The following is a 12974-nucleotide window of genomic DNA, read 5'->3' as shown; positions in this document are numbered from 1 at the left end:
AAATTGTCACAATTTCCTTGTCTAAGAAACATGCTTAGTTTATTTATTGATTGAGCATGTGGAGCAGGATTTCGCTTGCGGGACGTGCTTGGGGATGTTTGATTTGGGCGTGTACCGCTAGATTCTGGCTTGCGGGACATGCTCGGGATTTTTTACATCGTGCATGTACCGCTAGATTTCGCTTGCGGGACATGCTTAGGCATTTTTGATACGAGCGTGTATATTGACCTCGGTGCACACAAAAAAGAGCTAAGAAGTTGTTCTTAGCTCACATCACACATCTTTTTCAGTTAAGTCATTGAACAGACCTACATAGTATTTAACTTCGCCAGCTTCATTTTTCACTTCACTAATCGTTAACCATTCCAAATACAATTCGTTATTTTTACGCTTGTTCCAGATTTCTCCCTGCCAATATCCCTTGCTACGTATGGTATCCCACATTTGGTCATAGAATGCGGAATCATGCTTACCAGAACGAAGTAGACTTGGTTTCTTCCCAATTGCTTCTTCTGGTTGATAGCCTGTAACAGTCGTAAACGCATGGTTAACCTTTTTAATAACACCTTTTGGATCCGTGACCATCATGCCCTGGGCGACATTTTCAATCACTTTTGCTTCAGTTTGGATTCGTTCCGTATAGAACATCCAAACAACGAATACAGAGCTGAGTAACGCAAACATCGCAAGCGACATAAATCCAATTGCATAGTGCCCTGTAATCCCAAACACAATTGACAGAACAATTGGCGGGAAAAATCCTCCTAGGCCCCCCATTGCAGATACTATCCCGTTGACAATCCCAGCTTGCTTTGAAAAGTAATACGGTACCAGCTTGAATATGGTCCCATTACCAATTCCAGCAAAAAGTGATACGAGCAAGCATCCAATTGTATATAGAACAATATCCGGTGTAAAAGCCAAGAGTACGCCAGCAAATGTAATGAAGTTAAAGACGATAAACAGAATGAGATAGGGATTAAACTTATCTCCCAGCCAGCCTCCTACCGGTCGCATAAGGGTTGCCAGTGTGATAAATCCAGCTGTTCGCAAACCGGCGTCCACTGACGTTAATCCAAAATAAGAAACTAGGAAGTTCGGCAGATATACAGTAAAAGCTACAAACGAACCGAAAGTTACAAAGTAAAATAAGCTAATGAACCACAGTTTTTCATTTTTATATACACTCTTAATTTGTTCGTTTAATGGTTTATTAACCTTAGGTTCCTTCCTGTCACCTAACAAAAAGTTTAACAAAGCAAATAGAATAACAGGAATTAAAAATAACCGAACGGTGTTCTGCCATCCAATACTTACTGCAAGTGCAGGCGCTGCAAAAGAGGTGATTGCCGTACCGATGTTACCAGCACCGTAAATACCGTTTACAAATCCATGACGTTCTTTCGGGTAGTACTTCGGGAGCGAGGTAACCCCAATCGAAAATAGTGCTCCCCCGACTCCCAGTACAAGTCCTCCCAGAATCAAGTCAAACATCGAGTCTGCAATACTAATATAAAAAATCGGAAGAATTAAGATAACAAATCCAATGAAAAATAACCATCTTGCTCCAAATTTATTAGTCCAATATCCTAATAAGATTCGCAACAGTGAGCCTAAAATAACTGGAACAGCTGTGACCATTGCCGTTTCGTTATCCGTTAAGGGGATATCTTGTTTAATACTTGCCATAAGGGAAGAAAGAATCACCCACACCATAAAGCCTACAACTAAACTTCCGGTTTGAAGTGGCAGTTGCAATTTTTGCGTCTTCATACGTCGTACTCCTCCTCCAAACAATCTCTACATATTTTCCCTAGTTTACGGAATTCCTCTAAAAATAAAACATACTTTTTTCAATTGACAGTTCTGTTTTCCAAGTAAACTTAGCCTGTCCCTGTGTCCTAATGACAAATGTCATGTAAGATGATGACATTATCCACTGATTTGCATACTTTAGCCGGTTTACAATGATCGTGGAGGTGGTTTTTGTGGAACCTATTATTGAATTAAACGAGGTTAGTAAGGTCTTTAAAAATAAAATGGCGGTGGATCAGGTTTCGTTTTCGATACAAAAGGGAGAGATTGTTGCAATCCTCGGTCCAAATGGTGCTGGTAAAACAACAACGATGATGATGATGCTAGGGCTTTTAGAGCCAACCAAGGGAAGTGTTCGCGTGTTTGGGAAAGACCCTAAGGAAAAATCGGTTCGAGAAAAAATTGGTGCACTGTTGCAGGAGGTTAGTGTCATTGATGCACTAAAAGTGCGTGAAGTTATTCACCTTTTCAGAAGTTATTACCCACAGCCTCTGTCCTTTGAAGAATTAGTAGCGTTCACTGGCTTTACTAAAGACGAATTACAAAAACGTGCAAATAAGCTGTCAGGAGGTCAAAAGCGACGACTTGGCTTTGCGCTAGCGATGGCGGGTTCTCCTGATGTTCTCTTCTTCGACGAACCAACAGTTGGCATGGATGTTACTTCAAGAAAATTATTTTGGAACACCGTTACTGAATTAAAAGACCGTGGTAAAACCATCCTTTTTACAACCCACTACTTACAAGAAGCGGATGATATTGGAGAGCGAGTGATACTATTTCACGAAGGGAAAATCATAAGTGATGGAACCCCGAAAAGTATCAAAGCTAGGTTGTTAACACAGGTGGTTTCATTTACACCGATCCATACACTTAACATGCAAGAAATCAGGAACATTCCGCATGTAACAGACGTATATGAAAAAGATGGCCGCCTGTATGCATTAACTGACAATACCGATATGGTGTTGGCTGCACTATTCAAGCGGAACCTTCCCATTCAAAATATTGAAATTGAACGTGGACGACTTGAGGATGCATTTGAACAACTTGTTGAAAAAAGGGAGGCTATGTAATATGAGTAGTTTTATCATGCAATGTAGAATTGAGATTTTGAGGATTTTTCGGAACCCCTACTACGTATTTTGGTCATTGTTCATGCCCATTGTCTTTTACGTGATTTTTACGAGGATTTTTAATAATGCATTAGATGATCAGAAGTTATGGCAAGCCCATTATTTAATGTCGATGGCGTCATTTAGTGTGATGGGTTCTGCGATTATGACACTTGGAATCCGCCTAGTTGAGGAACGAAAACAAGGATGGTCCATGTTTATGAGAATTACACCACTGTCTGACCATGCATACTTTGCTGCAAAAATGATTGGCCAAACGGTTATTCATATTTTTTCGATCTTGATTATCTTTACTGCAGGTGGCCTTATCAACGGCGTTTCACTGAGTCTGTGGGAATGGTTGATGTGTGGAGCATGGATACTATTTGGGTCGTTACCTTTCCTAGCAATAGGAACGCTCGTTGGAACAATGAAAAGAGTAGATACCGCCTCTGGAGTCTCAAATATGTTGTATATGGTACTTGCAATGTGTGGAGGCATGTGGATGCCAATGGAAATCCTACCAAACTTCGTGCAAACCATTGGAAAATGGCTTCCTTCTTATCATTATGGTAGTGGTGCATGGGAAATTGTGCGTGGCGGGCATCCTGATTGGCTTAATTTTACACTTTTAGGTGGGTATCTCCTTTTATTCATGGTACTATCAAGTTATACACGACGAAAACAGGAAGTGGCGGTGGTAAACTAAATGCTTCAAAGTATAAGGGATTTTAGGGTCTTTCCCGCCAAGTTCGGATTCTTTCCCTATGTGTTCTTGATTTATCTTGCTTTGCCTTCTTATTATGTTGCAGTTGAGCATGGATGGAAACGAATCGCTGGTATCGGGCTGCTTTTAATATTCTTAATTACCTACCGGCAGCTCTATAATTCTTCCTCCACAAAATTGTACACGTTCTGGTTGGTTCTACAACTCTTCATTATTATCATTCTTGCAGTCTCGTTTAATCTTTATAATATTTTTTTAGGGTTCTTTTCAGCCCATTTTATTGGTTGGTATAGAGACAGAAAACTATTTAATAGGGCATTAGGGCTATTGGCTATAGCCATCCTGCTTCCATTTCTTATTCGCTGGGATGCAATCGTGTTGGACGACGTTTTTTACAGTGCGATTTTTATCGTGATTATGCTGATTTCTCCTTTTGGTATCCGTTCAATGAATAGCCGTATGGAGCTAGAAAAGCAGTTAGAAGAGGCAAACGAACAGATTGAGGAGCTAGTAAAACGTGAAGAACGAATGAGAATTGCTAGGGACCTTCACGATACACTTGGTCACACATTATCTATGATTACCTTGAAAAGTCAACTCGTGCATAAGTTAATTAGTAAGGATATTGAAAAGGCAAAACTTGAAACGAAAGAGATTGAAAGAACCTCCCGATCTGCACTAAGACAAGTTCGAGAATTAGTGTCCGATATGAGAGCGATCACCATTGCTGAAGAGCTGATTGAAACTGAGAATATTTTAGAGACGGCAGGTATTTCCTTTCAATTTGAAGGTGACTCAAAGCTTGAAGATGTCCCATTGCTCACCCAAAACATACTTAGTATGTGTCTAAAAGAAGGTATTACAAATGTGGTCAAGCATAGCAATGCTAGGAAATGTACTGTCGAGCTCTCTCAAAAAACGGGACAGATCGAACTTACAGTATATGATAACGGAAAAGGACTCGGTGAAAATACGATGTACGGCAATGGATTGAAAGGAATTAATGAACGATTACGATTGATTGAAGGGTTTGTTGAAGTTCTATCAAACAACGGAACCAAACTCATTATTACTGTACCAATTATTGCAAAAGAAAAAAAGGCTGGTGTTGGTTCTTGATTAGAGTGATGATTGCTGAGGATCAAGGCATGCTTAGAGGAGCATTAGGCTCATTACTAGATTTTGAGGAAGACCTTGAAATTGTCGGAGAGGCATCAAACGGTAAAGAAGCATTAAAGTTGATACTGTCCCTCAAGCCCGATGTGTGTTTAATGGATATTGAGATGCCCTATATGAACGGTCTTGAGGTGGCTGAAGAAGCAAAAAGACGCTTTTCTACCTGTAAAATTATCATCTTAACTACTTTTGCTCGCCCTGGTTATTTTGAGCAAGCAGTGAAAATTGGGGTACATGGTTACATGTTAAAAGACGGTTCGATTGATGAATTAGCTGAGTCTATTCGTAGTGTGATGAAAGGGAAACGCGAATTTGCTCCTGAATTGATATTTGGAAGCATCAAAGAAAATAACCCTCTTACCGAGCGCGAACAAGAAGTATTGCGAATGGCTTCAGAAGGAAAAACCTCAAAAGAAATATCCTCACAGTTATTCCTATCAGCAGGAACCGTTCGAAACTACATGTCCGAAATCATCAACAAGCTCGGCGTAAAAAATCGCACCGAAGCAGTCACAGTCGCCAAAGAAAAAAGGTGGATCTAAGTGGCTAGAGGGACAGGGACACGGGAGCTGTCCCTGTGTCTTGCTACTTTTTAAAGGTTTTTTTGAGGCGTGAGAGGAGTCCTTTTTTTTCTTTGATTTGTTGTTGCGGTACGACAGGTTTTGGGGTTTTACTGATGTATATATCTTCTTTGTCTATGGCATGGTGATCGAATGCGAGCACTAGTCCTAGGTCTGAATTATAATCTTTGTTCGTGACAAGTGTGTACTGGATGTTATTCGAATTTGCTAATTGTACATATTTTGATAAAAATCGATAATTGATATGGCCATTTAAGTACATATGTACTTCGTTATTTTTTTTACAAGCCTCTTGAATTTCTGCATATACCTTATTCTCTCTCACCTGTGACTGTGACAGTGCCCATAAAACTCGTTCTCTAATGGTTCCAAGAAACTTTCTTCGCTCTTCTGGTTTTGTTTCCTTGGCTCCATGAATCCCCTGTTGAAGATAATCATCCACATTAGGCTTTGACATTTTTGTCCTCCTCCCGGTGCTCATCTTAGTATTTCTCATTATAACAAGACCTTACTACTTTTTATCAATATTCTGTTCGGCAAGTCCCTGTTCACAAATGAGTACCCTCACTTCAGAATAAATGGAGCACCTCCACGGATGCCCCAATCCTTAAAACCAAATTAGATAGTAGATGAACCCAAACAAGAGTGCTACCGCCATAATTATATAGCCTCTATTGTTCCTTTTCCCCAATAAAATGATGCCACTTAATAGCCAACCTGCCACTAATAAATAAGCACCTATATGCTTTACCAATGAAATACCAATAATTAATCCGGATACAAAGAGGAGTATCCCCATGATGCGCATACTTTCTTCCCAAAATTCAAATTCTTTTACATTAAAAAGCTGTCGTCTATTTTCTTTTTTTGTTTTTTTATATTCCTTAAATATGTTGAATCCAAACATACCCCAAATGGCAACCAATACCCCAATTTCAACGAAATCCATTATATACTCCCCTCAAAATACCTATTCTCTATTCATTTAGTCTTTTGCGATATGTACTTTTAGCTGCTTTCCTTTGATGGTTGTGTGTTTCATTACTGTCAGTACATGCTGCCCTTTCCCGTTTAAGATGTCTACAAAGGTTGCGTTCTCTTGGAGAGTGATGTTTCCTATATCATCTGCTGATACCCCAGGGATGTTGGAAATTGTACCAACAAAGTCAACCACTCGGAGCTTCTTTTTCTTTCCTCCATTAAAATATAGCTTTAAAATATCCTTATTCACCTCTGCTGCTTTATCACGTTTAGGCTGTGGTCTACGGCTCATTTTTTCCGTAAAGGACGATTTTGCAAGCTCAATCTCTGCTTTACTTGGGGGCTTTACTTTTGGAATCTCTTCCCCAATGTATTCTTCGATTTCTCTAACTAAATTTTCTTCTTTTGTCGTTGCTAGTGTAATTGCCTTCCCCGTTTTACCGGCTCTACCTGTTCGACCAATACGATGAACATACCGTTCCTTATCCTGAGGGACATCATAACTGATGACAAGTGAAATATCTTCCACATCAATTCCTCTTGCTGCGATATCAGTCGCTACCAAGTAACGAAACTTCCCCTTTTTAAAATCATTCATGACTGCAAAACGATCTTCTTGGACCATGCTCCCGTGAATTTTACCGCATGAATAGTTTGCTTTTATTAGTTTTTGATATAAACCATCCACTTCCTGCTGTGTCCTACAAAAAATAATACAACTTTCCGGATTCTCAACAATGGTAATGCCCTTTAACAGTGACAGCTTGTCTTCCTCTTGAACTTCGACCAATGCATGATTCGTTTTACCAGTTAAAGAATGTGAACGATTCACTTCAATATATGTTGGAGACTTCATATAATTAACTGAAAGATTTTCGATATCCTCTGGCAAGGTTGCCGAAAACAACAATGTAATCCGATCGGTTGGAAGAGCTTCGATAATCTCTTCAACTTGATCAATGAACCCCATATTCAGCATTTCATCAGCCTCATCAATGACCAAATATGATAACTGATCTACAACAAGAGTTCCTTTTTTAAGATGATCCAGCACCCTACCTGGTGTTCCTACAACGACATGTGTTTTTTGTTTCAACTCAAGTTTCTGTCGTTCAAAGGATTGCTTACCATAAATAGCGGCTGCCTTTATTCGCTTAAATCGACCGATTGTAATAAAATCTTCACTTACCTGTGCAGCTAATTCCCTCGTTGGTGCCAAAATCAAGGCTTGAGGCTTATTTTCTTCCCAACTTATCGATTCACAAATGGGTATCGCAAAAGCCGCCGTTTTGCCACTTCCAGTTGGCGATTTCCCTACAATGTCCTTTTTCTGAAGAGCTAGTGGAATAACCTTCGCCTGAATCTCAGTAGGTACCTTAAAACCCAAACCAGATAACGCCTTTAAAACCTCATCACTCAAATGAAAATCTTCAAAATGTATCATATCTACTACCTCATTTTTTCTTTCTATTATATCTGGGACAGATGAACAGGTCCATTTTCCCTGGAAGGTAATGGCGCTGCCCCTCTGCCTCATGTCGAATCTTGTCGGATTATTGGTATTAATTATCTTTGACTTCTAGAAGAAGTTATAATAACTTAGTATAGTTATTTGAAAAAAATTAAAAAAGGATTATTGCTATAATCCTAGAAATAGAGGTGTACGATGACTGCAGACCAACGAAAAAAGATGATTATCTTAATGATTAATATGTTTATCGCGATCGGAAGCTTTGGGATTATTATACCAATTTTACCTGCTTATCTTGAGTCCATCAATGAGGGCGGGAAAGCAGCAGGACTGATGATTGCCATTTTTGCTGGGGCACAATTTATTATGTCACCAATTGCAGGAAAATGGACGGATCAATATGGACGTAGGAAAATGATTATCTATGGACTTTCCGGTCTAACATTATCCATGTTTATTTTCTACTTTGTAAATTCGATTTGGCTTCTGTATGCATCTCGTGTTGTGGGTGGAATTGGTGCGGCACTTCTCATTCCAGCAATATTTGCATATGTTGCTGACATTACGACAATGGAGCAACGCGCAAAAGGGAATAGCTATATATCAGCAGCGATGTCTCTTGGAATCGTTGTGGGACCAGGAATTGGTGGCTTTTTGGCAGACTTCGGACTGAAATTCCCCTTTTTAATTTCAGCATTGGTTTCACTTGTATCTGTTATTTTCTCATTTGTGGTTCTGAAAGAGAGCCAACAAAAAGTGGAAGGTTTCATGCCTGCAGATGATGAAAACATGGCCAAGAAGTTGGTACGTTCCGTACGTATGCCGTTTTTCATTCCATTAATCATCACACTCGTAATGAGTTTCGGATTAATGGCTTTTGAATCAGTCATTGGACTGTTCGTTGATAATCAATACAATGCAACACCTCAAGATATTGCACTGATGGTAACATCTACAGGAATTGTGAGTGTAATTGTTCAACTATTTGTTGTCGATCGTATGGTAACTCGTTACGGAGAAGGAAGAATCTTAAACATTTTTATTATGGTAGCAGCAGTAGGATTCCTTCTATCAATAGTAGCAAACAGCTTTGCAATGTTCTTCGGAATATCACTACTGATTTTCTTAGCTACTTCTATCCTACGTCCTGTGCTTAACACGTTAATTTCAAAACTAGCAGGCAACGAACAGGGATTTGCGATGGGGATGAATAATGCCTATATGAGCATTGGTAATATCCTTGGCCCAACTCTTGGAGGACTCTTATATGATGTTCATATCATATATCCATTTATTCTAGGGCTAGTCCTTCTCATTGTTACTCTTTTCATTACGATGTTTTGGCAAAAGAAAATAAAATCAAAAACTCATGTAAAAGCAATGATATAAGAATAGACGCATGTTGGGACAATGTACCTGTCCCTCTGTCTTCAAAAAAGAAAGCGCATGGTATCAGTTATTTGGACTGAAGCTGTGCGCATTTTTGTTGTTCATTTATTAGTGTACACCACCTGTGTACTCACAAATTTCATATAGTCGTTCCATCTGAAGAATGACGACCTTATGGTCATACATTTCTACGATTCCTTCTCTTTTCCAGCCATTTAAAAGGCGGTTAACACTTTCACGAGTGGTTCCAATGAAATCACCTAAGTCTTTATTAGTGAGTTCAATTCCAATTAAAATACCATCCTTACATTTGACACCATGTGTTGTCGTTAATTTTATCAACGTAGAAGCCAGTGCCCCCTGCTTGTCAAAGAATAGGAAATCATATAATTTATTCTGCATGATACGTTGTGTCCAACCAATCCAACTCATAAATTCCACTGCAAAATTTCCAAACTGGTATAATAACTTTTTCAGGTCATTGATATGGATAATACCTATCTCAGTTTCTTCTTCTACATCTGCACGGTAATTGTAATAGAGCTTTCCAGTGAATCCACCGAATTCTCCAATTAGACTTCCTTTTTCCTTAATGGATAATAAGAAATCCTTACCTCTTTCAGAGGATGCTCGCAATTTAACTCTTCCTGAGATGATATAGTACATCTTTTCAGCTTCCTCACCATCCCAAAAAAGGTGAGTTCCTGCAGCTACTTTTCGTATATGCATAACGCTTTGTAATTTATTTAAATTTTCATCTGATAGAAATTGATTAATGCTTTCGTTAATTGACTCTATGTGAGGAATCTCTCTATTTAGTTCCTGTGCAATCATCATTGACATTATAAATCCCCCCGTCAAAACTTTATACTATAAGCATACAACCAATAGTAAAAACTTAATATCGGGGGAATTCCTGAATATTTGCTCCAAATTCCCCTATTTATTCATCCGTGATTTACCCCTCGTAAAACACTCCAACAGTGGGTTTCCCCTATAAAAGGTTTAAATATCATCATTTTTAGTCATAAAGTTAAGGGAATTCCCTGACATACAACCCCATAAAAAAGCTTTACAATAGATGTGTAGAATGAAAACGAGAGATTATCCTTTTATATAAAGAAATCACGATTCCTATTCAAGGAGAGATATTCATGGAAGCATTACAGATAGAAATAGAAGAAAAACTTCATGATTTGTGTACAAACACCTCAAGTGATTTCTCTGCAATTGCAAACGTTGATCAAAGTAGTCAAACCATCCGTTGGGAATACGCATATGGTTATACAAATAACCGCTTTAAAAATATGGTGATACGACCTGGAAAAGGACTCTCTGGCTCAGTTGTTCGCTTTGGAACAACAATGATCCTCGATATGGACACACCAGACCGACAGCGAACTCGTCTTCAATATCCAATAATGCTAGCAGAGAATCTAGTTTCAGCTGTAGCGGTCCCTATTAATGTGAATAGCAAAGTATGTGCTGTCCTTCTGATTGGCTCTCGCACTGAAGTTAAATATACAACTGAGCAAGTCGACCTTCTAAAAAAAGTAGCAGATGAATTTGCTACATTAAAAAAATGAATCCCTATAAAAAGGATTCATTTTTTTGCTTATTTAACTTGTTTTCCAGTCATGTCACTAAGCATACCAGCGTATTGCACGACATCACCTGAGTCATTCTTAATTGCACTAATCGTTAACCATTGCAAGTAGTTTGACCCGTCTTTTCGTTTGTTCCAAATCTGCCCTTGCCAAAAGCCTTCTGTCTCAATTTTTGTCCAGAGCCCCTCGTAGAACTCCTTTGGTTGTTTGCCAGATTTCAGGACGTTTGGCGTTTTCCCAACAATCTCTTCAGAGGTAAAACCTGTAATCTTTGTAAACGCTGGATTCACAGATATGATTTTTCCATGTAAATCCGTAACCATAATCCCTTCGGCAGTATGGTCAATGACTTGTTTCGCAAGTTCCATTCTTCCACTGAAATACATCCATATAACAAGAATTAAGCTTGCTAATGCTACCTCTGACAACGCCATAAATCCAATCGCGTAATGTCCAGTGACGTTGTATAGAATCCCCAATAGAATTGGCGGGAAAAATCCACCTAATCCTCCAATTGCAGAGACAATTCCGTTCACAATCCCCGCTTGTTTTTGGAAGTACATTGGCACTAATTTAAAAATAACCCCATTCCCAATTCCTGCGCAGAGAGCAATTGTTAAACATCCTATTGTATACCACCCAATTGATGGGGCAAACGATAATATCATTGCTGACACAGTATAGCATCCAAATACAAACATTAAGAGTATTAAGGAATGGAAACGGTCCGCTAACCAGCCACCAATAGGTCGCATGATTGTCGCAAGAACGATAAATCCTGCTGTTCTAACCCCTGCGTCCACCTTATCTAAGCCAAAGTTCTCTACTAAAAAGTTGGGTAGATAGATTGTAAACGCAACAAAAGAGCCAAATGTAATAAAATAAAACAAACTTAATAACCAAAGTTTTTCATTTTTATAGACACCCTTAATTTGCTCCATTAACGGGGTTTGAACCTTTATTTCCTTCTTATCTCCTAAAAAGAAGTTTGCCAAAATGAACAATGCTAATACAACTAAATAGAGTTGAACAGTTAAAGACCAACCGATTTGCGTTGCAATCACAGGTGCTGCAAATGTAGAAATCGCCGTTCCAAGATTCCCCGCACCATAAATTCCGTTAACAAACCCGTGTTTTTCCTTTGGATAGTACTTAGGAAGTGATGTTACACCAACGGAGAAAACCGCGCCCCCAATCCCTAGGAATAATCCGCCTATTAAGAGATCAGCTACCGAATTAGCTATACTAATATAATAAACTGGAAACAGCAATAAAATAAAACTAACTAAAAATATTATTCTCGCACCAAACTGATTCGCGTAATATCCAAGCGGAATCCGTAAGATTGAACCAAGAATAACGGGAATCGCAGTTACCAAAGCTAATTGGTTTGCTGGAATATTAATATCCTCTTTCATAAACGGTAGCAAAGAAGAAATGAGTACCCAAACCATAAATCCTACAACAAGATTTAATGTCTGAAGCGGAAGCTGTATTTTTCTAGCCATCACGACCACTTCCTTTTTTCACAACGTAGGTTAATCCAGTTTCCTGATCAAAGGCTGACCAAAACTCATCACTTATCGCTACCTCTGCGGTTAAAGGAACTGCAAAGAACTGCAGCCGGTCAAAGTAAATACGGAGATGCGTTCCGTCCGGACAAAGCTCTGTTTTACGTATATTCTTTTTTACAAACGGTGCTTTGTCTTCTCCATCTTTATCTAAAATCGAAACTTCCACCTTTTCTAGAATAAAAGATTCCAAACTTCTAATTTCAGTTAACTCCACAGCTGCTACACCCTTTCTTAGCAGGATAGATGAATAGTTTATAGCCCTGAAGATACGACCAAAAGGCTTCGTCTGCATGAGCTTCAATGTATTCGATCGCATCTTCCTCCGATTGCCATCTGCTCATTCCTTTAACCTCGGCAATGATAATCTCAATGCCCTCTTCCGTCTTTTCCTCCAGGTACCACTTTAACCGTATACTTTTAAAAAGGTTAGATAAAATTTCATGAATCTCTTCTTTGAAATTTCCAGTTGCCTCTCTTATGAAACAAAAATCAAGATACGTTTCGCTGTTCATGAACATCACGCCTTTTTCAACTTTTTATA

Annotated in this window: 14 protein-coding genes; 6 read left to right on the top strand and 8 right to left on the bottom strand. The window is 38.9% G+C overall.

Annotated features, from left to right (window positions below):
* Window positions 1-273: 273 nt before the first annotated feature.
* Window positions 274-1773 carry a nitrate/nitrite transporter gene (locus tag CZ490_RS20275; RefSeq protein ID WP_077620552.1) on the bottom strand — a complete coding sequence of 500 codons (1500 nt, stop codon included), beginning with the start codon at window positions 1771-1773 and terminating at the stop codon, window positions 274-276.
* 215 nt (window positions 1774-1988) lie between these two features.
* Here CZ490_RS20275 and CZ490_RS20270 point away from each other — a divergent pair, with 215 nt between their 5' ends.
* Genes CZ490_RS20270 through CZ490_RS20255 form a run of 4 tightly spaced genes read left to right on the top strand, consistent with a single transcriptional unit; the run spans window position 1989 to window position 5372 of the window.
* Window positions 1989-2888, top strand: coding sequence for an ABC transporter ATP-binding protein (locus CZ490_RS20270; RefSeq protein WP_234987267.1), 900 nt, complete (start codon window positions 1989-1991; stop codon window positions 2886-2888).
* A gap of 1 nt (window position 2889) precedes the next feature.
* Entirely contained in the window at window positions 2890-3636 is a 747-nt protein-coding gene (locus CZ490_RS20265) for an ABC transporter permease (RefSeq protein ID WP_077620550.1), read from the top strand.
* The gene (locus CZ490_RS20260; protein WP_077620549.1) at window positions 3637-4773 is read left to right on the top strand and encodes a sensor histidine kinase; all 1137 of its coding nucleotides are present in this window, start codon (window positions 3637-3639) and stop codon (window positions 4771-4773) included. It abuts the gene before it with no gap.
* A complete protein-coding gene (locus CZ490_RS20255) occupies window positions 4770-5372 on the top strand; it encodes a response regulator transcription factor (protein WP_077620548.1) in 603 nt (200 codons plus the stop codon). Before CZ490_RS20260 ends, CZ490_RS20255 begins: the two co-directional genes overlap by 4 nt.
* A gap of 43 nt (window positions 5373-5415) precedes the next feature.
* Here CZ490_RS20255 and CZ490_RS20250 read toward each other — a convergent pair whose 3' ends face one another.
* The 3 genes from CZ490_RS20250 to CZ490_RS20240 all read right to left on the bottom strand — a co-directional run bounded on the left by CZ490_RS20250 (window position 5416) and on the right by CZ490_RS20240 (window position 7836).
* Complete coding sequence (locus tag CZ490_RS20250) at window positions 5416-5868, bottom strand: YueI family protein (protein ID WP_077620547.1); 453 nt, start codon at window positions 5866-5868, stop codon at window positions 5416-5418.
* Between the two features lie 150 nt (window positions 5869-6018).
* A complete protein-coding gene (locus CZ490_RS20245; RefSeq protein ID WP_077620546.1) occupies window positions 6019-6360 on the bottom strand; it encodes a hypothetical protein in 342 nt (113 codons plus the stop codon).
* Between the two features lie 36 nt (window positions 6361-6396).
* A complete protein-coding gene (locus tag CZ490_RS20240) occupies window positions 6397-7836 on the bottom strand; it encodes a DEAD/DEAH box helicase (protein WP_077620545.1) in 1440 nt (479 codons plus the stop codon).
* Between the two features lie 222 nt (window positions 7837-8058).
* On the opposite strand from CZ490_RS20240, the gene CZ490_RS20235 reads away from it, so the two are divergent.
* Entirely contained in the window at window positions 8059-9252 is a 1194-nt protein-coding gene (locus tag CZ490_RS20235) for an MFS transporter (RefSeq protein WP_077620544.1), read from the top strand.
* Window positions 9253-9360: 108 nt separating this feature from the next.
* On the opposite strand, the gene CZ490_RS20230 is transcribed toward CZ490_RS20235, so the two are convergent.
* A complete protein-coding gene (locus CZ490_RS20230; RefSeq protein WP_077620543.1) occupies window positions 9361-10095 on the bottom strand; it encodes a Crp/Fnr family transcriptional regulator in 735 nt (244 codons plus the stop codon).
* 311 nt (window positions 10096-10406) lie between these two features.
* Here CZ490_RS20230 and CZ490_RS20225 point away from each other — a divergent pair, with 311 nt between their 5' ends.
* On the top strand, window positions 10407-10838 hold the full coding sequence (locus CZ490_RS20225; protein WP_077620542.1) for a GAF domain-containing protein: 432 nt from the start codon (window positions 10407-10409) through the stop codon (window positions 10836-10838).
* Window positions 10839-10867: 29 nt separating this feature from the next.
* Here CZ490_RS20225 and CZ490_RS20220 read toward each other — a convergent pair whose 3' ends face one another.
* Genes CZ490_RS20220 through CZ490_RS20210 form a run of 3 tightly spaced genes read right to left on the bottom strand, consistent with a single transcriptional unit; the run spans window position 10868 to window position 12945 of the window.
* Entirely contained in the window at window positions 10868-12367 is a 1500-nt protein-coding gene (locus CZ490_RS20220; RefSeq protein ID WP_077620541.1) for a NarK/NasA family nitrate transporter, read from the bottom strand.
* Complete coding sequence (locus tag CZ490_RS20215; protein ID WP_077620540.1) at window positions 12360-12647, bottom strand: hypothetical protein; 288 nt, start codon at window positions 12645-12647, stop codon at window positions 12360-12362. Before CZ490_RS20215 ends, CZ490_RS20220 begins: the two co-directional genes overlap by 8 nt.
* A complete protein-coding gene (locus CZ490_RS20210; protein ID WP_077620539.1) occupies window positions 12634-12945 on the bottom strand; it encodes a hypothetical protein in 312 nt (103 codons plus the stop codon). Before CZ490_RS20210 ends, CZ490_RS20215 begins: the two co-directional genes overlap by 14 nt.
* Window positions 12946-12974: the final 29 nt, after the last annotated feature.

The sequence above is a fragment of the Litchfieldia sinesaloumensis genome (assembly GCF_900156865.1).
Lineage (GTDB): Bacteria > Bacillota > Bacilli > Bacillales > Bacillaceae_L > Ferdinandcohnia > Ferdinandcohnia sinesaloumensis.
Note: the sequence above shows the minus strand (reverse complement) of the source record. Positions and strands in the feature narration are given on the sequence as shown.

What these genes read in the sequence shown, in the direction of transcription:
- CZ490_RS20225 (WP_077620542.1), top strand. Translation starts at nt 10,407, where the DNA reads ATGGAAGCATTACAGATAGAAATAGAAGAAAAACTTCATGATTTGTGT.
- CZ490_RS20240 (WP_077620545.1), bottom strand. Translation starts at nt 7,836, where the DNA reads ATGATACATTTTGAAGATTTTCATTTGAGTGATGAGGTTTTAAAGGCG.
- CZ490_RS20210 (WP_077620539.1), bottom strand. Translation starts at nt 12,945, where the DNA reads ATGAACAGCGAAACGTATCTTGATTTTTGTTTCATAAGAGAGGCAACT.
- CZ490_RS20265 (WP_077620550.1), top strand. Translation starts at nt 2,890, where the DNA reads ATGAGTAGTTTTATCATGCAATGTAGAATTGAGATTTTGAGGATTTTT.
- CZ490_RS20220 (WP_077620541.1), bottom strand. Translation starts at nt 12,367, where the DNA reads ATGGCTAGAAAAATACAGCTTCCGCTTCAGACATTAAATCTTGTTGTA.
- CZ490_RS20250 (WP_077620547.1), bottom strand. Translation starts at nt 5,868, where the DNA reads ATGTCAAAGCCTAATGTGGATGATTATCTTCAACAGGGGATTCATGGA.
- CZ490_RS20230 (WP_077620543.1), bottom strand. Translation starts at nt 10,095, where the DNA reads ATGTCAATGATGATTGCACAGGAACTAAATAGAGAGATTCCTCACATA.
- CZ490_RS20235 (WP_077620544.1), top strand. Translation starts at nt 8,059, where the DNA reads ATGACTGCAGACCAACGAAAAAAGATGATTATCTTAATGATTAATATG.
- CZ490_RS20275 (WP_077620552.1), bottom strand. Translation starts at nt 1,773, where the DNA reads ATGAAGACGCAAAAATTGCAACTGCCACTTCAAACCGGAAGTTTAGTT.
- CZ490_RS20245 (WP_077620546.1), bottom strand. Translation starts at nt 6,360, where the DNA reads ATGGATTTCGTTGAAATTGGGGTATTGGTTGCCATTTGGGGTATGTTT.
- CZ490_RS20260 (WP_077620549.1), top strand. Translation starts at nt 3,637, where the DNA reads ATGCTTCAAAGTATAAGGGATTTTAGGGTCTTTCCCGCCAAGTTCGGA.